A 20,766-nucleotide genomic window follows, 5' to 3' on the forward strand; every position below is an offset into this window, starting at 1 on the left:
GCACCATGACCGACTCCTTCGTCCATCCGTACATCCCGAACACCGCGCCCGCGACGAAGCAGGCGATGCTCGACGCCGTCGGCGCGGCCTCGATCGACGAGTTCTACGCCGACGTGCCCGCGGAGCTGCGGCTCGGCCGTGCGCTCGAGTTGCCGGTCCCGCTCGTCGCCGAGCAGGACCTGGCGCGCCACGTGCGCGGTCTCCTCGCGAAGAACCGCTCGACCGACGAGCGCCTGAGCTTCCTCGGCCACGGCACCTACCACCACTACGTGCCCGCCGTCGTCGACGAGGTGATCAACCGCAGCGAGTTCCTCACGGCGTACGCCGGCGAGCCCTACGAGGACCACGGCCGATTCCAGGCGCTGTTCCAGTACCAGTCGCTCATGGCCGAACTGCTCGCGATGGACGTCGTGAACGTCCCCACCTACGACGGATACCAGGCGACCGCAACCGGTCTCGCGATGGCGGGCCGAATCACCGGCCGCCGCCGCGTGCTCGTCGCGAGCGACGTGCTGCCGGCGAAGTACTCGAAGGTGCTCGACTTCGTGCGCGTGCACCTCGATCTCGAGGCCGTTCCGACGGTGAACGGCACGGCGGATGTCACGGGGCTCGCCTCGCGGCTCGGCGACGACGTCGCCGCCGTGTGGGTCGAGACGCCGAGCGTCACCGGTGCGGTGGAGGCCTCGCTCCGGGCGATCGCCGACGCGGCGCACGCCGTCGGCGCCGTCCTCGTCGTCGGCACCGACCCGATCGGCTACGGCGTGCTGACGCCGCCCGCCGAGCAGGGGGCCGACATCGTGTGCGGCGACATCCAGTCGCTGGGCCTCCACCAGTGGTTCGGCGGCGCCCACGGCGGCTTCATCGCCGTCGCCGACGACCCGAGATTCATCATGGAGATGCCCTCGCGCCTCTTCGGCCTCGCGACGACCGACGTGCCAGGCGAGGTCGGCTTCGGGGACGTCGCCTACGAGCGCACCTCGTTCGCCCTGCGTGAAGAGGGCAAGGAGTGGGTCGGAACGGCCGCCGCCCTCTGGGGCATCGCCGCGGGCGTCTACCTCGCGCTGATGGGCCCGCAGGGCATGCGCGAACTCGGGGAGCTGCTCCTCGCCCGCACCCGCTACGCGCAGCAGCGGCTCGCCGCGATCCCGGGCGTCGCGCTCGGCGACGACGCGCTGCACCTGCGCGAGTTCACGATCGACGTCTCGGGCGCGGGGCTCACCGCCGCCGGCGTCGTCGCGGCGCTGCGCCTCGAGGGCATCGAACCCGGCGTGCCCCTCGGCGTGCACACACTCGCGGTGTGCGTCACCGAGCTCACCGGCCAGGCCGACATCGATCGGCTCGCGGCCGCCCTCGCGACCCTCGCGGTCGGCGCCGGCACCGAAGCATCCACCACCGTCACCGAGGAGACCCGAGCATGAGCCTGCCTCTCGCCCCCAAGCCCGCCGTCCGCCGCTTCCACCAGGCGAGCTGGGACGAACCCGTGATCTTCGAGCTCTCCACCCCGGGCGAGCGCGGCGTGCTCGTGACCCCGATCGAGCCGGGCGTGCGCGACGCCGTCGGCGACGTCGTCGCGCTGCCCGATGGGCTCCGCCGCGCGACGCCGCCCGCCCTCCCCGAGATGGGCCAGCAGCGGGTGCTCAAGCACTACCTCCGGCTCTCGCAGGAGAACCTCGGCGCCGACTTCAACGTCGACATCGGCCAGGGCACCTGCACGATGAAGTACTCGCCGAAGATCAACGACCAGCTGATCGGGGTGCCGCAGCTCACCGCGATGCACCCGCTGCAGGACCCGGCCGACGCGCAGGGCGTGCTCGAGATCACCTGGAACCTCGAGCGCATGCTCGCCGAGATCTCGGGCATGGCCGAGGTGTCGCTGCACACGCAGGGCGGGTCGGCCGCGATCTGGGCGAACATCGCCATGATCCGCGCGTACCACGAGGCCAACGGCGAGGGCGAGCAGCGTCGCGAGGTCATCACGACGATCTTCAGCCACCCGTCGAACGCGGCGGCGGCGAAGGCCGCCGGGTACGAGATCATCACGATCCACCCCGACGCCGAGGGCTACCCCGACCTCGCCGCCCTGAAGGCGGCGCTCTCGCCGCGCACCGCGGCGATCATGGTCACGAACCCCGAGGACACGGGCATCTACAACCCCGCGATCAAGCAGTGGGTGGATGCCGCGCACGAGGTCGGCGCTCTCGCCTCCTACGACCAGGCGAACGCGAACGGCATCCTCGGCATCACCCGGGCCCGCGACGCCGGCTTCGACGTCTGCCACTTCAACCTGCACAAGACGTTCTCGACGCCGCACGCCTGCGGCGGACCGGGCGCCGGGGCGAACGCCGTGAGCGAGGCGCTCGCGCCGTTCCTGCCGGGACCGCGGGTCGTCCGCTCGACCGATGCCTCGGGTGCGGTGTGCTTCGATGTGCAGGAGGCCGGGCCGCAGTCGATCGGCACGGTCGCGCCGTTCCATGGCGTCGTGCCGAACATCGTGCGCGCGTACTCGTGGATCATGGCGCTCGGCGCCGAGGGCCTGCTCGCCGCCGCCGAGATCGCGGTGCTCAACAACAACTACCTGCTCGCGAAGGTGCTCGAGATCCCCGGGGCCTCGGCGCCGTACGCCGAGGGCCGTCGGCGCATCGAGCAGGTGCGCTACTCGTGGCAGGAGCTCTTCGAGGAGACCGGCATCTCGTCGGAGGAGATCGGCATCCGCCTCTCCGACTTCGGCATGCACTACTGGACGAGCCACCACCCCTACGTCGTGCCGCAGCCGTTCACGCTCGAGCCGACCGAGTCGTACTCGATGGCCGAGATCGACGAGTACGTCGGCGCGCTCGCCGAGGTCGCCCGCGAGGCGCGCGAGACCCCCGAGGTCGTGCGCACGGCCCCGCACAACCAGACGGTGCACCACACCCACCACGACGACCTCGACGACCCCGAGCGCTGGGCGATCACCTGGCGCGCCTACCGCCGGAAGTACTTCGGCGAGGCCGCTCCCGCTGCGGTCGACGTCGCGGAGCCGGCCGCCTGAGCATGCTCGCCCTCGTCGTGAATCCCGTCGCCGGGGTCGGCGGGCCCGCCGGGCTCGCCGGCTCCGACGGCGCCGACGTGCAGGTCGAGGCCGCCGCGCGCGGCTCGCACCCGCGCGCGGCCGAGCGCGCCCGGCTCGCGCTCGAGGTCGTCGCGACGACGGCGGATGCCATGAGGCATCCCGTGCTCACGGCGGCGGGCCCGATGGGGGAGGACGCGGTGCGCGCCGCAGGCCTCGAGCCGCACGTGGTCTATCGACCGGGCGGCGACGACCCCGGGGCATCCGCCCCGGCGACGACCGCGGACGACACGACCGCTGCGGTGCGTGCACTCGTCGCCGCCGGGGCGACGCTCGTGCTCTTCGCCGGCGGCGACGGCACCGCCCGCGACGTCGCCGCCGGGCTCGGGGCGACCCCACCTGTCCCGTCCGTCGGCGCTCCGGTGCGGCGCGCCGCCGAACCCGCGACACCGCCCGGTGTGTCGGCCGCGGGTGCCGACGAACGGCACGGCGTCGCCGCGGCGCTCGGCATCCCCGCCGGCGTCAAGATGTACTCGCCCGTGTTCGCCGTGAGTCCGCGCGCGGCGGGCGCGCTCGCCGCGGCGTGGGCCGAGGCATCCCCGACGGCGCCCCTGCCCGTGCAGGAGCGCGAGGTGCTCGACGTCGACGAGGCCGCGATGCGCCGCGCCCGCGTCGAACCGCGGCTCTACGGCACCATGCCGGTGCCGTACCGGGCGGGCCGCACCCAGTCGCGCAAGGCGGCGACTCCGGTCAGCGAGCACGCCGCGGTCGCCGCCGCGGCGCGCGGCGCCGCGGGCGCGATGCGGCCGGGCGTCCGCTACCTGCTCGGGCCGGGCGGCACCATGGCCGAACTCGCACGCGAGCTCGGCGTCGCGAAGACTCCGCTCGGCGTCGACGTCGTGCTCGACGGCCGCGTCGTGCGGGCGGGAGCGAGCGAGCGCGAGCTCGTCGACGAGATCTCGCGCGGCCCCGCGAAGGCCGTGGTCAGCGTCATCGGCGGGCAGGGGTTCCTGCTCGGCCGCGGCAACCAGCAGCTCTCGGCGAGGGTGCTGCGCCTCCTCGGCGACGCGCCGCTCGTGGTCGTCGCCCCCGAGCAGAAGCTCATCGACCTCGGCGGGCGGCCCCTGCTCGTCGACACCGGCGACCCGCGCGTCGACGCCCGCATCGCGGGATTCGCGCGCGTGATCACCGGCCCCGGCGCATCCAGTTTCTATCCTGTCCACGCACCCGAAATCGAAGGAGAAGGCCATGCGCCTTGAGAACAAGCAGGCCATCGTCACCGGCGGCGCGGGCGGCATCGGCCGCGCGACGTCGCTCGCGCTCGCGGCCGAAGGCGCCGCCGTCGCGGTCGTCGACCTGAACGCCGAGGCCGCGCAGGCCGTCGCCGACGAGATCGTCGCGGCCGGTGGCCGGGCGATCGCGATCCCGGCGGACGTCTCGGCCGAGGCCGACATCGAACGCGTCGTCGCGGCGACGGTCGAGGCCTTCGGGGGTGTGAACGTCGTCTTCAACAACGCGGGCATCATCCGCCGCACGACCGCCGTCGAGACGACCGTCGAGGAGTGGGACCGCGTGTTCGGCGTGAACGTGCGTTCGATCTTCCTGATGTGCAAGCACGTCGTGCCGATCATGGAGGCCGCTGGCGGCGGCTCGATCGTCAACACCGGCTCGGGCTGGGGGCTCAAGGGCGGCGGACAGGCGATCTCGTACTGCGCCTCGAAGGGCGCCGTCGTCAACATGACCCGCGCGCTCGCGATCGACCACGGGCCGCAGGGCATCCGCGTGAACTCGGTGAACCCGGGCGATGTGAACACCGGGATGCTCCGCGAGGAGGCCCGCCAGCTCGGGCAGGCGGAGTCGGGGTTCCTCGCGGAGGCCGCCGACCGGCCGCTGCGCCGCATGGGCGAACCGCGCGAGATCGCCTCGGCGGTCGTGTGGCTCGCGAGCGACGAGTCGAGCTACGTGACGGGGTCGGCGCTCGTCGTCGACGGCGGCGGGATCGCGTAGCGCCCTCGCCGGTCGAGGAGCGCCGACGGAGTCGACGCGTCTCGAGACCTGATGCGTCGGTCTCGAGACGCGTCCTCCTCGGTCGGGCGCTCCTCGACCAGCGGGTGCGGGTCGGGCGCTCCTCGACCGACCGAGCGGGTCAGGCCTGCGGGATCGCGGCGACGACGTCGATCTCGACGAGGATGTTCGCGAGACGCGAGCCGACCGTCGTGCGCACGGGGTACGGCTCGGTGAAGAACTCGGCGTACGCCTCGTTGTACTCGGCGAAGTCGGCGAGGTCCTCGAGGTGCGCGGTGACCTTGACGACGTCGTCGTGGGTGAGGCCGTACTCCGCGAGCACGGCGCCGATGTTGCGCAGCACCTGGCGGGTCTGCTCCTTCACGCCGCCCTCGACCACGAGTCCGGTGGCCGGGTCCTGCGGGCCGAATCCGGCGGTGTACAGGAATCCGTTGGCGACGACGCCGTGGCTGTAGGGTCCGGCGGGCTTCGGCGCGTTCGAGAGCGTGACGGCGGTCTTGGACATGGGTTCCTCCTGTGTTTCGTGGGTGTCGTGGGTCGTGCAGGGCGGGCCGGATGCCACGGGGCGGACCCTGTGGCATCCGCTCACCCGAGTTCGCGGGCGATGAGCTCGGCGGTCTCGCGCATCGCGGGCAGTTCGGCCTTGAGCCGTTCGAGGTCGGCGACCATGCGGATCGCCGTGACCGACAGTGCGCCGACGACGCCCATCGGGCCGTGGATGGGCACGGCGATGCAGTTGACGAACGCCTCGAACTCGCGGTCGTCGACGGCGTAGCCGCGCGCCGCGGTGATCGCGAGCTCGCGGTCGAGCCGCTCGCGCGAGTCGATCGTGAGCTCGGTGTAGCGCTGCCAGACGACCCCGTCGAGCACAGCGTCGCGGCCCGAACGGTCGAGGTCGGCGAGGATCGCCTTGCCGACCGCCGAGCAGTAGGGGATCACGGCACGGCCGATGCGCGAGTACATGCGGACCCCCGACTCGTCCTCGGCCTTGTCGACGTAGACGATCGAACGGTCCATGAGGGCGGCGAGGTGCACGGTGTTGCCGGTGCGGCGCTGCAGGCGGCGCACGTGCTCGGCGCCGACCTCGCGCAGGTCGAGCGAGTCGAGCGCCTGCTTCGAGAGCGCCGCGAGCCGGGTGCCGAGGGTGTAGCGGCCCGAGCCGCGCTTGCGCACCCAGCCGACCTGTTCGAGCGCCTGCAGCTCGCGGAACATCGTCGATCGGTGCAGTCCGAACTCTTCGGCGAGTTCGGCGACGGTGCGCGGGTCGGCGGCGATCGCGTCGATGATGCGCGCGGCGCGGGTCACGCTCTGCGACATGTCAGTCCTCCCGTTCGGTCGGTCGATGGCGGATGCCGCGGCCCGGCGTCGCACCGGTGAGCTCGCCGTCCGCGAGCACCCGGACCCCGGCGACGAACACGTCGTCGACGCCGTCTGCGAGGGCGAGGGGCTCGGCGTACGATGCGCGGGCGCGCACCTCGCCCGGGTGGACGAGCACGAGGTCGGCGACGGCGCCCTCGCGCACGAGCCCCCGGTCGCCGAGCCCGAACCGGCGTGCCGCGCGGCCCGAGACGAGCGCCGAGGCATCCGGCCAGTCGATCGCCTGCTGCTCGCGCACGAGCAGTTCGAGGTACCGTGCGAACGAGCCGCGCGCCCGCGGGTGCGGGTGCCGCCCGAGGAAGATGCCGTCGGAGCCGCCCGTCGCCGCCGGGTGGGCGAGGATCGCGGCGAGCTCGGCGTCGCTGCGCTCGTGCTGCACGGCCATGACGACATTGACCTCGAGCCGCGAGGCGACGAGCACGTCGAGCGCGAAGTCGATCGCGTCGACACCGGCGCGCACCGCGCCTTCGGCGAGGGTGAGCCCGTGCGCCCAGTCGAACTCGGGCGCCGCGATGTGGGCGAGCGTGAGCATCGACGGCCAGTCGGGCCCGAGGCTCGCATACCCCGTGATCGTCGGGAACCAATCGGCCCGGAGCCGCGCCCGCTCGGCCGGATCGGCGAGCACGGCGAGCACCTCGTCGGCGGGCCGCACGGTGAGGGCGGCGGGCAGGATCGGCATCGCGAGGATCGAGCACCCCCGCGTGTACGGGTACGCGTCGAAGCTCGCGTCGACGCCCGCTGCCGCGAGCCGCTCGAGCTCGCCGTGCACGACCGCGGGAGTCGCGTGGAAGTGCGACACGTGCACGCGCACCCCGCTCGCGGCGGCGATCGCGGCGATCTCGTCGATGCCGGCGGCCGAGTTCGCCTCGTAGCCGCCGCGCATGTGCGTCACGTACACGCCGTCGGCGTCGGCGACGGGCCGGGCCAGTTCGGCGAGCTCCGCCGCGTCGGCGAAGACCCCGGGCACGTAGTCGAGTCCGGTCGAGAGGCCCGCAGCGCCGTCGGCGAGGCCGGATGCCACGAGCGCACGCATCTCGTCGAGCTCGTCCCGGGTCGGGGCCGCGGTGGAACGGCCCATGACCGCGAAGCGCACCGTGCCCGCCGGCACGAGCGTCGCGACGTTGAGCGGGGTGGTGCCGTCGTAGCCGGCGAGCAGCTCGGCGACGCCGCCGCCCGAGTAGCTCGGGTGGCGTCCGTTGATGGCGGCGAAGTACTCGGTGCCGTAGGCGCCGTCGCCGGGCGCGAAGCCGACGCCGTCCTGCCCGCCGATGACGGTCGTGACGCCCTGGCGCAGCAGCGCGCGCTGCACCTCGGGGTCGAAGACGGCGCCGTCGGCGTGCGAATGGGCGTCGATGAAGCCGGGCATCAGCAGGCGGCCGCGGGCGTCGACGACCTCCGCTGGTCGAGGAGCGCCCGACGAAGGAGGATCCTCCGCTGGTCGAGGAGCGCCCGACGAAGTCGGATCCTTCGGTGGTCGAGGAGCGCCCGACGAAGTCGGACGCGTCTCGAGACCGACCACCGGACGCGTCTCGAGACCCCCGCCCCCGGCCGCCGCGATCTCGATGATGCGCCCGCGCGCGAGCCGGACGTCGTGGAGCCCGGGCCGCTGACCCGTCTCGTCGACGATGCGCGCGTTCGTGATGAGGGTGGACACGGGCGCCTCAGAAGTGCGTGCGCACGAGGTCGACGACGAGGTCGCTGCCGCGGTGCTCGACGACGGGGATCCAGCGCCACTTGTCGAACGCGGTGCACGGGTGCGAGAGGCCGAGCGTCACCACCTCGCCGATCGCCACGGGGAGCGCGCCGCCCGCGTCGGCGCGGAGGTACGCGTGCTGGTCGTTCACGGCGGTGATGGATGCCCCGGCGAGCGGCCGCTCGCGGTCGGCCGCCCCGAGCTCGCTCGAGACGGCGAGCGGCACCGGCAGGCCCTCGTCGTACGGCAGGTCGCGCTTGCCGCCGTCGAGCAGGGCGAGGCCCGGTTCGGGGTGCGAGACGACGCGGGCGCAGGCCCGCATCGCCGAGGTCAGCGAACCGTGGATGGGGGAGATGCCCCGGTAGAAGCCGTCGTCGTGCACGAGCGAGGCGCCCGAGCGCAGCACCCAGCGGGTCGTGTGCGCCGCGCCCGCCGCTCCGGCCGCTCCGGCCTCGATCGCGGGGGCGAACACGTCGGCGACGAGATCGAGGTAGGCGCTGCCGCCCGCGGTGACGACGAGCGCGCCGTCGGCGGGGTCGGCGAGGGAGGCCGCCGCCTCATGCAGTTCGACGAGGTCGCCCAGATAGTCGCGCACCGCGGCGACCGCGACCGAGGAGCGGTCGTGCCCGAGGCTGCCCTCGTACCCGGCGACGCCCGCGAGGCGCAGCACCGGGGAGTCGGCCACGCGCCGGGCGACCGCGATCGCCGCGTCGAGGCCGCGTGCACCGGTGCGCCCGCCGCCTGCGCCGAGTTCGACGAGCACCGCGAGCGGGCGGACGAGGGCGGCGTCGCGCCCGGCGGATGCCGCGGCGAGGCCCCGCTCCATCGCCTCGACGGTCTCGACCGAGTCGACCCACGACCAGAACTCGAAGTCGGGGTCGTCGTGCTCGGCGGCGACCCAGGCGAGCGCGTCGGGGGCGACGAGCGCATTCGCCAGCATGATCGAGCGCACCCCGAACGCGCGCGCGGCGCGCACCTGGCCGGGCGTCGCGAGGGTGAGCCCGGTCGCGCCGCCGTCGAGCTGCAGCCGCCAGAGCGCGGGGGCCATCGTCGTCTTGCCGTGCGGCATGAGCTCGAAGCCGCGTTCGTCGCACCAGTGCTGGATCGTCTCCGCGTTGTGCTCGAGCGCGGCGCGGTCGAGCACGAGGAGCGGGGTCCAGAACTCGCCGAGCCGCGGGGCGGTGCCCAGGAACTCGCGCACCGTCAGCCCCGCGGCACGCGTGGGCAGACCCTTGTCTGCCGCGGTCAGGCGGGTGTCGGCGGACTCGGCGAGCGGGGCGAGGCGAGGCATCCGATGCTCACTTTCGATTGTTGCGTATTCTGCAACGCGTTTGCGCAGCAGTTGCACATCAGCCAGCATAGGCGCTGTGACCGACGCCCCGCATGCCGAACTCATCGCCATCGGCGAGACGATGGTGCTCGTCGTGCCCGCGCTCGCCGAACCCCTCGAGCACGCCGTCGACTTCCACCTCGACGCCGGCGGCGCAGAGGCGAACGTCGCCTCCCACCTCGCCGCGCTCGGTCACCCCGCCGCGTGGGCGGGCCGGGTCGGCGACGATGCGCTCGGCCGCAGGCTCGTCGCCCAGATCGCCGCCCGCGGCGTCGACGTCCGACTGGTCGAACGCGATGCGGAAGCGCCGACGGGGCTCTACGTGAAGAACCCCGGCAGCGGGGTGCAGTACTACCGCGCGGGCTCCGCCGCCTCGAAGATGTCGCCCGCGTTCGTCGACGCGCTGCCGCTCGACGGCGTCCGCATCGTGCACCTCAGCGGCATCACCGCCGCGCTCTCGGGCTCGTGCGACGCCGCGCTCGACGCCGCGATCGACCGTGCGCGGGCGAACGGCGTGCTCGTGAGCTTCGACGTGAACCACCGGGCGGCGCTCTGGCCGGCGCCGGGCGACGGCGATGCCGACGAGGCATCCGCGGCGCCCGACGCCCCGACCCGCCTGCGTGCGCTCGCCGAGCGCGCCGACCTCGTCTTCGTCGGCCTCGACGAGGCCGAGCGGCTGTGGGGCACCGCGACGCCCGCAGCGGTGCGGGCGCTGCTGCCCGGCCCCGCGCACCTCGTCGTGAAGGACGGCGACGTCGGGGCGACCGAGTTCGCACGCGAGGGCGACGCGCGAGGCGCCGACGGTCCCGACCTCGTCGCGCACGTCCCAGCCCACCGGGTCGAGGTCGTCGAGGCGGTCGGGGCGGGCGACGCGTTCGCGGCCGGGTACCTCGCCGCGCTCCTCGAGGGGCGCGACGCCCGCGAGCGGCTGCAGGCCGGACACGACCGCGCCGTGCTCGTCCTCCGCGAGACGAGCGACTTCCCGCGCGAACCGCGCACCGACTGACCGCCGTGCACCACCACTGAGAGGCCCGCCATGACCACGATCGACAACGCCGCATTCGACACCATGCTCGCGGGGCGCCCGCTGATGGCGATCTTCCGCGGGTTCGGCGTCGAACGCAGCCTCGCGCTCGCCGAGCAGGCGTGGAGCCTCGGCATCGACGTCGTCGAGCTGCCCATCCAGTCGGAAGCCGACCTCGAGGCGCTCGCCGCCGTCGCCGAGGCCGGCCGCGCCGCGGGGCGCATGGTCGGGGCGGGCACCGTCGTGTCGCTGCGGCACGTCGCGCAGGCCGCGGAGGCGGGGGCGGCGTTCACCGTGAGCCCCGGATTCGACGAGCGGGTCGCGCGCGCCTCGTTCGAGGCCGGCCTGCCGCCGCTGCCGGGCGTCGCCACGGCGACCGAGGTGCAGGCGGCGATGTCGATCGGGCTGACCTGGCTCAAGGCGTTCCCCGCAGCCCTCCTCGGGCCCGCCTGGTTCGGCGCGATGGCCGGGCCGTTCCCGGGTGCGCGATTCGTCGCCACTGGCGGCATGGATGCCACGAACGCGGGCGCGTTCCTCGCCCGCGGGGTGCGCACGGTCGCCGTCGGTGCGGCCCTCGAGGACCCCGAGCAGCTGCCCGCGCTCGCCGCACTTCTCGCGCGCTGACGCGCGAGGGCGCTCGTCACTGCCGAGCTCGTCACCACCGACTGAATCGAGTGGGCAGCGGTTGCTCCTCCCGCCGCGCTGCGGGTTCATCTGTGCCCACTCGATGCGTCGTTGTGGTGTGCCACGGGGCATCCGACGCGCAATTGAAATAGTTGTTTCCGATTAGTTCCCTTTCTGTTAGGGTCGCTTCCAGTAACGCCTGCACCGAGGTTCCTGCACGCGGCGTCACTGCTCTTCCCACGCAACGAAGCACTGAGAGGAAATGTCGGAACGATGATTCGATCCAAGCGCCGCATCGCGGTCGCGCTCGCCGCAGGAGCGGCAGCGCTCGCCCTCGGCCTGACGGGCTGCACGCCCTCCACCGGTTCGGACGGAGGCGGCGACTCCAGCGCGGCGCTTCGCGTCTGGGCCGGCAGCCAGACGCCGATCGTGGCGAACTTCAACCCCTACGCGCCGACCGTGCTGCACGCAGCGCTCGGCCCGATCTACGAGACGCTGTTCTTCTTCAACAAGACGGCCGACGAGGCGCCCACCGGGCTCGTGGGCGACAGCTACGAGTTCAACGAAGACGGCACCGTCATCACGGTCACCCTCAAGGAGGGCGTGAAGTGGAACGACGGTGAGGACTTCACCGCCGACGACGTCGCGTTCTCGTTCAACTACGAGGCGAACGACTTCGCGAACTCGCTCGGGCTCGTGAGCGCCGAGGCGAGCGACGACACCACCGTCGTGCTCACCTTCGCGACGCCGCAGTTCACGAACGAGTTCCGCATCCTCGGTGCGACGTGGATGATCCCCGAGCACGTGTGGAGCGAGGTCGACGACTTCACGACCTTCACCGACGAGCAGCCCGTCGGCACCGGCCCGTACGTCGTCGACTCCGTGACCGACGCCTCGTACACCGTCGTCGCGAACGAGCACTTCCGCGACGAGGGCAAGCCCGCCGTCAAGAAGGTGCAGTACGTCGGCCTCGACGCCAACCAGTCCGCGCAGGACCTGCTCACCGCGGGTGAGCTCGACTGGGCCGGCATGTTCGTGCCGAACCCCGACGACGTGACCGCGAACGGCATCATCTCGACGATCAACACCCCCCAGGACCCGACGGTGCTGTACACCTGCTCGAACGCGGCCCTCGGCTGCGTCGGCGAGCAGACCGACGTCGCGGTGCGCCAGGCGCTGAACCTCGCCGTCGACCGCGGCACCATCAAGGAGAAGGCGTTCGTCGACCTGACCGGCGAGATCTCGCCGACCTTCGCCCTGCTGCCGCGCGACGCGAAGTGGGTCGCCGACCCGGCCAACGAGGTCAGCCCGCAGTCGTCCGACGCGGCCGCCGCAGGCGCCGTGCTCGAAGCGGCCGGCTACGCCAAGGGCGCCGACGGCTTCTACGCGAAGGACGGCGCGACCATCGAGCTCGACCTCATCTCGGTCGACGGCTGGACCGACTACAACGACGCCGCGAAGCTGATCTCCGAGCAGGCCGCCGAGGCCGGCATCAAGGTCAACGCGACGACGGTGCAGTGGCAGGAGTTCTCGGACGCCCGCCAGACCGGCCAGTTCGAGCTCATCATGGGCGGCGTCATCGGCACCTCGGTCGCCGACCCGTACCAGATCTACAAGGACTGGTTCGCGGGCGGTTCGACGGTCGCCGTCGGCAGCGAGCTCGCACCCGGCACGTGGAACTTCTCGCGCTACAGCAACCCCGTCGTCGACGGTGCGGTGGCCGAGGCGGCCGCGACGAACGACGAGGCCGCGAAGCAGGCCGCGTACGCGACCATCCAGACCGAGATCGTGCGCGACCTGCCGTACATCCCGCTCGTGATCAACGCCACCCAGACCTTCTACAACTCGAAGGACTTCACGGGCTGGCCGACCGAGAGCGACCTGTACGCCTTCCCGCCCGCCTGGGGCGCGTCGGCCGCCGGTTTCGTGCTCGCGAACCTCGAGCCGGTGAAGTAACCGCACCCCCGCAGTCGGTCGAGTAGGCGCGCAGCGCCGTATCGAGGCCCGTCTCCGTGGTCTCGACACGGTCGCTCCGCTCCCTGCTCGACCGACGACCCGACCCCACTCAGGCCGAGCAGACAGGGAAGTCGCCGAAACGCCATGAAGTTCTATGCACGACGGATCACGTTCTACCTCGTGACCCTCTGGGCGACGATCTCGCTCAACTTCCTGCTGCCGAGGCTGATGCCCGGCAACCCGGCCGACATCATCATCGCGAAGATGCAGCGGCAGGGCGAGGTCTCCGAGACCACGATCCGCAACATCGAGCTCATGCTCGGCACCGGCGGCGACGAACCCCTCTGGGAGCAGTATCTCGCCTACTGGGGCCGCCTCTTCCAGGGCGACCTCGGCATCTCGGTGACGAAGTACCCCGCACCGGTCTCCGAGCTCATCGCGAACGCCCTGCCCTGGACGATCATCCTCGTCGGCGTCGCGACCGTCATCTCCTTCGTGCTCGGCGTCGCGATCGGCGCCTGGGTGGGCTGGCGTCGCGGCACGTGGGTCGACCACCTCGTGCCGTCCACGACGGTGCTGCAGTCGATCCCGTACTTCTGGCTGGCGCTCGTGCTCGTCGCGATCTTCGCGGTGAACCTCCGCTGGTTCCCGATCGTCGGCGGCTACGACGTCTTCGACTTCCCGAACGGGCCCGAGTGGAGCTGGGAGTTCTTCGTCGACGCGGTCGAGCACGCCACACTGCCCGCGATCACGATCGTCCTGAGCTCGGTCGGCGGCTGGCTGTTCGGAATGCGCAACATGATGGTGTCGACCCTCAGCGAGGACTACCTCGTCACCGCCGAGGCGAAGGGGCTCCGCCCGCGTCGCATCCTCAGCGCCTACGCCGCCCGCAACGCCGCGATCCCGTCGATCGCCGGCTTCTCGATCACGCTCGGCTTCGTGGTCGCCGGCTCCATCGTGATGGAGCAGGTGTTCACCTACCCGGGCGTCGGCAAACTCATGTTCCAGGCCGTGCAGAACAACGACTACGCGCTCATGCAGGGCGTGTTCCTCGTGATCACCATCACGGTGCTGGCCGCCAACTTCATCATGGACCTCGTGTACGGGTTCATCGACCCGAGGGCACGCCACAATGTCTGACACCGAACTCGCCGAGCGCGAGCACGAGCGCGAACTCGCGCGCGAGGTGGAGCGTGAGCTCCACGACGTCCAGGTCGCGGAGGTCATCACGCCGCTGACGGTCGCGAGCGCCGCCGTCGAAGACGCAGGGCGGCGGATGCCTCAGCAGAAGCCGCGCCGCGGCCTGCGCGCGCTCATGCCGCGCTGGTCGGGCAAGCTCGCCGTCGGCGTGGGCCTGCTCGTCGCGATCGTCGCCTTCGGCGTCCTCGGCCCGCTGTTCACCCAGGACCCGCGCGACAGCGACAACCCCTCGCTGCAGCCGCCGTCGCCCGAACACCTCCTCGGCACGACGAAGCTCGGCTACGACGTGCTCGCACAGCTCGCGCAGGGCACCCAGGGCTCGCTCATGATCGGGCTCGTCGCGGGCCTCATCGCCCTCGGCCTCTCGATCGTGTTCGGCATCCTCGCCGGCTACCTCGGCGGATGGGGCGACGAGGCGCTCTCGCTCGTGACGAACATCATGCTCGTGATCCCCGGGCTCCCGCTCGTCATGGTCATCGCGACGTACTTCCCGGCGCGCAGCTGGTTGCTCGTCGCCTTCGTGCTCGGCATCACGAGCTGGGCGGGCTCGGCGGTGGTGCTGCGCGCCCAGACGAGGTCGTTGCGCTCGCGGGACTACGTCTCGGCGGCCCGCGTCGCGGGGGAGCGCGCGCCCCGGGTCATCCTCGTCGAGGTACTGCCGAACCTGCTGCCGCTGCTCGCCGCGCAGTTCCTCTTCGCGATCATCTTCGCGATCCTCGGCGAAGCCGGCCTCTCCTATCTCGGCCTCGGCGCGACCGATTCGATCACCTGGGGCACGATCCTGAACGACGCCCAGACCGGGCAGGCGCTCGGCACCGGCGCCTGGTGGTGGTTCGTGCCGCCGGGGGTCATGATCGCGCTGCTCGGCTGCGGGCTCTCGCTCATCAACTTCTCGATCGACGAGATCATCAATCCGAAGCTCCGCATCGCGCCCGAGAACGCGCGACGGCAGCGCAAGGCGGCGAAGGCCGGCCGCGGCATCGCGGGGCCCGAGCTGGCGACGGCAGGGGAGGGTCGCGCATGACCGGCCACGAAGCATCCGCCCGGTTCGGCGAACCGGTGCTCACGGCACGCAACGTCTCGATCGAGTACGAGGTCGAGCCGCCCGTTCTCGCGGTGCGCGACGTGTCGCTCACCCTGCACCGCGGCGAGATCCTCGGGCTCGCGGGCGAGTCGGGTTGCGGCAAGACGACGCTCGCGTACGGGTTGAACCGGCTGCTGAAGCCGCCGGCGCTGCTCACCTCGGGCGAGATCGTGTTCCACGATCGCGACGGCGACGACATCGACGTGGTCGGGCTCTCCGACGAGAAGCTGCGCGCATTCCGGTGGAGCAAGCTGTCGATGGTGTTCCAGGGTGCGATGAACTCGCTGAACCCGGTGCTCAACATCCGGGCGCAGCTCGACGACGTGCTCCGCACCCACCGGCCCGGCATGAAGAAGGCCGACCGCCTCGCCCGCAGCCGCGAACTCCTCGAGCTCGTCGGCGTCGACCCCGATCGCATCTCGAGCTTCCCGCACGAACTGTCGGGCGGCATGCGGCAGCGCGTGATGATCGCGATGGCGCTCGCCCTCGACCCGCAGGTGATGATCATGGACGAGCCGACGACCGCGCTCGACGTCGTCGTGCAGCGCGGCATCATCCGCGAGATCATGCGCCTGCGCGAGCGGCTCGGCTTCGCGGTGATCTTCATCACGCACGACCTGCCGCTGCTCATCGAGATCAGCGACCGCATCGCGGTGATGCTCCGCGGCGAGATCGTCGAGCTCGACACCGCCGAGACCGTCTACCGCGATCCGCAGCACGAGTACACGAAACGGCTGCTGTCGAGCTTCCCGAGTCTGCGCGGCGAGCGCGGCGGGTTCCTCCGCGGCACCGGCACGAACCAGGAGGTCGCGTCATGAGCACGACGGTCGAGCAGCAGCCGGATGCCACGACGGCGGGCCGCCGGGAGGGCACGCGCGGGTCGCTGGAGGCGCGCAACCTCGTGAAGGACTTCCGCCTGCGCAGCGGGCTGAAGACGAGCACCCTGCACGCCGTGAAGGACGTCTCGTTCACCCTCGAGGCGGGTCGCACGATCGCGCTCGTCGGGGAGTCGGGCTCGGGCAAGTCGACCATCGCCCGCATGCTCGCGAAGCTCGAGACGCCGACCTCGGGCGGCGTCTACATCGACGGGGCGGCGAGCGGCAGCCGCGGGCGGGCGCTCGAGCGCTACCGCAGCGACGTGCAGATGGTCTTCCAGGACCCGTTCGCCTCGCTGAACCCGTTCCACTCGATCGCGCATCACCTCGAACGGCCGATCCGCCTACACGATCGCGGACTCGGGCGGGCGGAGGTCGCGGCGCGGGTCGAGGCCCTGCTCGAGCGGGTGCAGCTCTCGCCCGCGAGCCGGTACCTCGAGCGTCGCCCGCACGAGCTGTCGGGCGGGCAGCGGCAGCGCGTCGCCATCGCCCGGGCGCTCGCGCCGGGGGCGCGGTTCATCATCGCCGACGAGCCGGTGTCGATGCTCGACGTCTCGATCCGTCTCGGGGTGCTGAACCTGCTCGCCGAACTGCAGCGCGAAGCGCAGCTCGGGGTGCTGTACATCACGCACGATCTCGCGACGGCGAGGCACTTCTCCGACGAGATCCTCGTGATGTACCGCGGCGACATCGTCGAGCGAGGGCCCGCCGACGAGGTGATCCTGAACCCGCAGCACGAGTACACGATGCGCCTGCTCGAGGCGGCGGCCGACCCGGATCGGCATGGGGCGCTGCGCGACGAGGTGCGCGGCGCCGAATGAGCAGGATCTTTTAGTAAATAATCTTTTTAGATAAACTGGGTCGACCGCAGAGGAGGGGACACCATGCTGAACCAGAACGACGCCGGCACGCCGACGTGGCTCGCCGCGCACAACGACCGCGCGGCGTTCCGGCTGCTGCTCGAGCACGGGCCGCTCACCCGCAGCCAGCTCGGCGCGCTCTCGGGGGTGTCCAAGCCGACCGCCGGGCAGATGATCACCCGGCTCGAACGCGTCGGGCTCATCGGCCCGGCCGGCATCGTCTCAGGCGGCCGCGGGCCGAACGCCGTCAGCTACGGCGTCCGCATCGACCGCATCACCGGCGTCGCGGTGAGCATCACCGCCCGCAGCATCCAGGCGGTCGTCGTCGATGCAGCCGACACCGTGCACCCGGTCGCCGAGCTCGCCGCCGACGCGGAGACCCGCGGCCCCGAGGCCGACGTCCGTCGCGCGGTCGGCGCGGCCTGCGAGGCGGCCGGGGTCGGCGTCGACTCGGTCACGCTCGTCGTCGTCGGCGTGCAGGCGGCGGTGTTCATCGAGGGCGACGAGCTCTCGCACACCGACACCCTGCCCGGCTGGCCCGGCGTCGGCGCGCGCAAGCGCATCGAAGGCGCGCTCGGCCTCGACGTCGTCCTCGAGAACGACGCCAACCTCGCGGCCATGGCCGAACGCGTGGCGGGCATCGCGCAGGGCGCGTCGAGCTTCGTGCACTTCTGGATCGGCGAGGGCCTCGGCGTCGGCATCGACCTCGGCGGAGTCGTGCACCGCGGCGTCTCGGGCGGTGCGGGCGAGATCGGCTACCTCGAGGTCTCGCGCAGCGCGCTCGAGCTCGAGCCCGAGGCCGGCAACCTGACCCGACTCGTCGGCGGCCCGGCCGTCGTGCGGCTGCTCGGCGGCGAACCCGGTCAGCAGCTCGCCGAGGTGCTGCCGCGTCTCGCCGGCGACGACGCGGCGCTCGAGGCGGTCGCGACGCGCGCGGCGCTCGCGATCGAGCCGCTGCTCACCGTGCTCGACCCGGCGATGGTCGTGCTCGGCGGGCCGACCGGCATCGCCGGCGGTGAGCGCCTCGCCGAGCTCGTCGCCGAACGGGTCGACGCCGAGGCGCACCCGAAGCTCGTCGTCGCCACGAGCACCACCGGCGACGAGCCCGTGCTCCTCGGCGCCCGGCAGCTGCTCGTCCAGCAGATCCGCGAACGACTCGAGGCCGACATCACCCCGGCCGCGTAGCCGCAGCACCGGCGAGCGGCGCCGGCACGAGGCATCCGAACCGTTCGTCACCATCACCGACCGAACCGGCAGCGACGTTCGAGCGCGCCCGCGCGCCCGAACGCCGGATCGGCGCGCCCGAGACCCGGCTCGCGAACGCCCCACGCACCACGAAGAACGCACCACGCACAACGCACCACACGGAATGAGGACCTGATGAAGCTCGCCATCGTCGGCGGTGGATCCACCTACACCCCCGAACTCATCGACGGCTTCGCCCGGCTCCGCGGCACGCTGCCGATCGACGAGATCCGTCTCGTCGACCCCGACGCCGAGCGGCTCGCGCTCGTCGGGGGGATGTCGCGTCGCATGCTCGCGCACGCCGGCCACCCGGCGCGGGTCACCGGCACGAGCGATCTCGTCGCGGGCGTCTCCGACGCCGATGCGGTGCTCATCCAGCTGCGGGTCGGCGGGCAGGACGCCCGCCATGCCGATGAGACCTGGCCGCACGAGGTCGACTGCATCGGGCAGGAGACGACCGGGCCCGGCGGGCTCGCGAAGGCGCTGCGCACCGTGCCGGTGGTGCTGCGGATCGCCGAGGTCGTGCGGCGGCACGCGAAGCCCGACGCGTGGATCGTCGACTTCACGAACCCCGTCGGCATCGTGACCCGGGCTCTGCTGGAGCACGGCCATCGCGCGGTGGGGCTCTGCAACGTCGCCATCGGGTTCCAGCGGCGCTACGCCGCGCTCTTCGGCGTCGCGCACGACGAGGTGCAGCTCGGGCACGTCGGGCTCAACCACCTCACCTGGGAGCGCAGCGTCACGATCGCCGGAGAAGACCGGCTTCCGGGTCTCCTCGCCGACCACCTCGAGACCGTCGCCGGCGAGGTGCACCTCCCGCCCGAGCTGCTCGCGGGCCTCGGCGTCGTGCCCTCCTACTACCTGCGCTACTACTACGCCCACGACGAGGTGCTGCGCGAGCAGCGCACCGAGCCGAGCCGGGCCGAGGCGGTGCGGGCGATCGAGCGCGAGCTGCTCGGCCTCTACGCCGACGAATCGCAGCGGGAGAAGCCCGCCGCGCTCGAGGGCCGCGGCGGGGCGTTCTACTCGGAGGCCGCCATCGAGCTGCTCGCCGCCATGCAGGGCGGCGCCGACCGGGCTCGCGTGGTGAACCTCCAGAACGATGGCGTGCTGCCGTTCCTCCCGGACGATCACGTCATCGAGGTGCCGGCCGTGTTCCGCGACGGGGGATTCGTCGCGGAACCGGTCGCACCGCTCCCTCCGGATGTCGCGGGGCTCGTGTCGGCGGTCGCGGCCTACGAGCGGCTCGCGCTCGATGCGGCCGTGCACGGCGGGCGCGACCGGGTGCTGCAGGCCATGCGCGCGCACCCCCTCGTGCTGCAGCACGACCGGGCAGAGCGGCTCACCGACCTCCTGATGGCCGAGAACGCGCGCTTCCTGGAGTGGGCGTGAGCGGGGCGGCGCCGATCGGCGCGCCCGTCGTCGTCGGCGTCGACGGCGGCGGCTCGAAGACCGACGCGGTCGCGCTGACGCTCGACGGCGAGGTCGTCGCGCACCGTCGCGGGCCCGGGTCGAGCCCGCACTTCGAGGGCCTCGACGCGTCGGTGGGCGTCGTCGGCGCGCTCGTGCACGCGGTCGCGGGGGAGCACCCGGTGGTCCACGCCGGGCTCTACCTCTCGGGCCTCGACCTGCCGATCGAGGTCGAGCAATACCGGGCGGCGCTCGACGGCGTCGACTGGGCGGTGGGCGCGACCATCGAGAACGATCTCTTCGCCCTGCTGCGAGCGGGCACCGACTCGCCCGACGCGGTCGCCATCGTCTGCGGCACCGGGGTCAACGCGATCGGGGTGCGGGCCGACGGCGCGGTCGCCCGGTTCCCCTCGCTCGGGCCGCTCTCGGGGGACTGGGGCGGCGGCGCCGGGCTCGGCGAGCAGGTGCTCTGGCACGCCGCCCGTGCGATCGACGGGCGCGGCCCGGCGACGCTGCTCGTCGACGAGATCATCGTCAGGCTCGGCGTCGGCTCGGTCGGCGAACTCATCGAGGCGATCCATTTCGGGCGTCGGGATGCCTCGGAGCTGACCTCGCTCGCTCCGGCGGTCTTCGAGTCCGCCCGGGCGGGCGACGCCGTCGCGATCTCGCTCGTCGAGCGGCAGGCCGACGAGCTCGCCGACTTCGCGTGGGCGTGCCTGACCCGCCTCGGGCTCCTCGAACGCGAGGTTCCGATCGTGCTCGGCGGAGGCATCGCGACCGCGCGCGACGAGCGCCTGATCGGCGGGGTGCGCGACCGAATCGCGGGGTTCGCGCGCCACGCACGGCTGACGATCGCCGGGGAGGCGCCCATCGTCGGGGCCGGCCTGCTCGCCCTCGATGCGGCGGGCGCCTCGGCGTCGGCGCTCGCCCGCGCCCGCGTCGGGGTGGCCGCCGCGACCGCGGCGCCTGCGCTCGTGCGAGCGCGCTGAACGGTGCGAGCGCACTGAACAGACG

Annotated in this window: 18 protein-coding genes; 14 read left to right on the forward strand and 4 right to left on the reverse strand. The window is 72.5% G+C overall.

The features are described 5' to 3' along the window. Positions 1–5: 5 nt before the first annotated feature. Genes gcvPA through ACFVTX_RS08930 form a run of 4 tightly spaced genes read left to right on the forward strand, consistent with a single transcriptional unit; the run spans position 6 to position 5,056 of the window. Positions 6–1,418, forward strand: a complete 1,413-nt coding sequence (gene gcvPA, locus ACFVTX_RS08915) for an aminomethyl-transferring glycine dehydrogenase subunit GcvPA (protein WP_386899239.1) — start codon at positions 6–8, stop codon at positions 1,416–1,418. Next, positions 1,415–3,031, forward strand: a complete 1,617-nt coding sequence (gcvPB, locus tag ACFVTX_RS08920; RefSeq protein ID WP_386899240.1) for an aminomethyl-transferring glycine dehydrogenase subunit GcvPB — start codon at positions 1,415–1,417, stop codon at positions 3,029–3,031. The genes gcvPA and gcvPB overlap by 4 nt, the downstream gene beginning before the upstream one ends. Positions 3,032–3,033: 2 nt before the next feature. After that, positions 3,034–4,308, forward strand: a complete 1,275-nt coding sequence (locus ACFVTX_RS08925) for an ATP-NAD kinase family protein (RefSeq protein ID WP_386899241.1) — start codon at positions 3,034–3,036, stop codon at positions 4,306–4,308. Continuing rightward, a complete protein-coding gene (locus ACFVTX_RS08930) occupies positions 4,298–5,056 on the forward strand; it encodes an SDR family NAD(P)-dependent oxidoreductase (RefSeq protein WP_386899242.1) in 759 nt (252 codons plus the stop codon). The genes ACFVTX_RS08925 and ACFVTX_RS08930 overlap by 11 nt, the downstream gene beginning before the upstream one ends. A 139-nt stretch (positions 5,057–5,195) precedes the next feature. On the opposite strand, the gene ACFVTX_RS08935 is transcribed toward ACFVTX_RS08930, so the two are convergent. The 4 genes from ACFVTX_RS08935 to ACFVTX_RS08950 form a co-directional block, all read right to left on the reverse strand. Beyond that, on the reverse strand, positions 5,196–5,579 hold the full coding sequence (locus ACFVTX_RS08935; protein ID WP_157422311.1) for a RidA family protein: 384 nt from the start codon (positions 5,577–5,579) through the stop codon (positions 5,196–5,198). Positions 5,580–5,659: 80 nt separating this feature from the next. Next, the gene (locus tag ACFVTX_RS08940) at positions 5,660–6,391 is read right to left on the reverse strand and encodes an IclR family transcriptional regulator (RefSeq protein WP_386899243.1); all 732 of its coding nucleotides are present in this window, start codon (positions 6,389–6,391) and stop codon (positions 5,660–5,662) included. A 1-nt stretch (position 6,392) separates the two neighbouring features. Beyond that, positions 6,393–8,105: an amidohydrolase family protein gene (locus ACFVTX_RS08945; protein WP_386899244.1), complete on the reverse strand. Its 1,713-nt coding sequence runs from the start codon at positions 8,103–8,105 to the stop codon at positions 6,393–6,395. 7 nt (positions 8,106–8,112) lie between these two features. Further along, complete coding sequence (locus ACFVTX_RS08950) at positions 8,113–9,435, reverse strand: amino acid aldolase (protein WP_386899245.1); 1,323 nt, start codon at positions 9,433–9,435, stop codon at positions 8,113–8,115. Positions 9,436–9,511: 76 nt separating this feature from the next. On the opposite strand from ACFVTX_RS08950, the gene ACFVTX_RS08955 reads away from it, so the two are divergent. From ACFVTX_RS08955 to ACFVTX_RS09000, 10 genes are all read left to right on the forward strand, one after another. Then, on the forward strand, positions 9,512–10,480 hold the full coding sequence (locus ACFVTX_RS08955; RefSeq protein ID WP_386899246.1) for a sugar kinase: 969 nt from the start codon (positions 9,512–9,514) through the stop codon (positions 10,478–10,480). 30 nt (positions 10,481–10,510) lie between these two features. Then, on the forward strand, positions 10,511–11,122 hold the full coding sequence (locus tag ACFVTX_RS08960; RefSeq protein WP_386899247.1) for a bifunctional 4-hydroxy-2-oxoglutarate aldolase/2-dehydro-3-deoxy-phosphogluconate aldolase: 612 nt from the start codon (positions 10,511–10,513) through the stop codon (positions 11,120–11,122). Positions 11,123–11,395: 273 nt separating this feature from the next. Further along, a complete protein-coding gene (locus ACFVTX_RS08965) occupies positions 11,396–13,078 on the forward strand; it encodes an ABC transporter substrate-binding protein (protein WP_386899248.1) in 1,683 nt (560 codons plus the stop codon). 144 nt (positions 13,079–13,222) lie between these two features. After that, a complete protein-coding gene (locus ACFVTX_RS08970) occupies positions 13,223–14,218 on the forward strand; it encodes an ABC transporter permease (RefSeq protein WP_386899249.1) in 996 nt (331 codons plus the stop codon). After that, positions 14,211–15,302, forward strand: a complete 1,092-nt coding sequence (locus tag ACFVTX_RS08975) for an ABC transporter permease (RefSeq protein WP_386899250.1) — start codon at positions 14,211–14,213, stop codon at positions 15,300–15,302. Before ACFVTX_RS08970 ends, ACFVTX_RS08975 begins: the two co-directional genes overlap by 8 nt. Beyond that, on the forward strand, positions 15,299–16,180 hold the full coding sequence (locus ACFVTX_RS08980; RefSeq protein ID WP_386899251.1) for an ABC transporter ATP-binding protein: 882 nt from the start codon (positions 15,299–15,301) through the stop codon (positions 16,178–16,180). Before ACFVTX_RS08975 ends, ACFVTX_RS08980 begins: the two co-directional genes overlap by 4 nt. Next, on the forward strand, positions 16,177–17,058 hold the full coding sequence (locus ACFVTX_RS08985; protein WP_386899252.1) for an ABC transporter ATP-binding protein: 882 nt from the start codon (positions 16,177–16,179) through the stop codon (positions 17,056–17,058). The genes ACFVTX_RS08980 and ACFVTX_RS08985 overlap by 4 nt, the downstream gene beginning before the upstream one ends. 63 nt (positions 17,059–17,121) lie before the next feature. Further along, a complete protein-coding gene (locus ACFVTX_RS08990; protein ID WP_386899253.1) occupies positions 17,122–18,282 on the forward strand; it encodes an ROK family protein in 1,161 nt (386 codons plus the stop codon). Positions 18,283–18,477: 195 nt separating this feature from the next. Continuing rightward, positions 18,478–19,734: a 6-phospho-beta-glucosidase gene (locus tag ACFVTX_RS08995; protein WP_386899254.1), complete on the forward strand. Its 1,257-nt coding sequence runs from the start codon at positions 18,478–18,480 to the stop codon at positions 19,732–19,734. Next, positions 19,731–20,741 carry an N-acetylglucosamine kinase gene (locus ACFVTX_RS09000; protein ID WP_386899255.1) on the forward strand — a complete coding sequence of 337 codons (1,011 nt, stop codon included), beginning with the start codon at positions 19,731–19,733 and terminating at the stop codon, positions 20,739–20,741. The genes ACFVTX_RS08995 and ACFVTX_RS09000 overlap by 4 nt, the downstream gene beginning before the upstream one ends. Positions 20,742–20,766: the final 25 nt, after the last annotated feature.

Source organism: Agromyces sp. NPDC058136 (genome assembly GCF_042884375.1).
In the GTDB taxonomy this organism is placed as follows: domain Bacteria; phylum Actinomycetota; class Actinomycetes; order Actinomycetales; family Microbacteriaceae; genus Agromyces.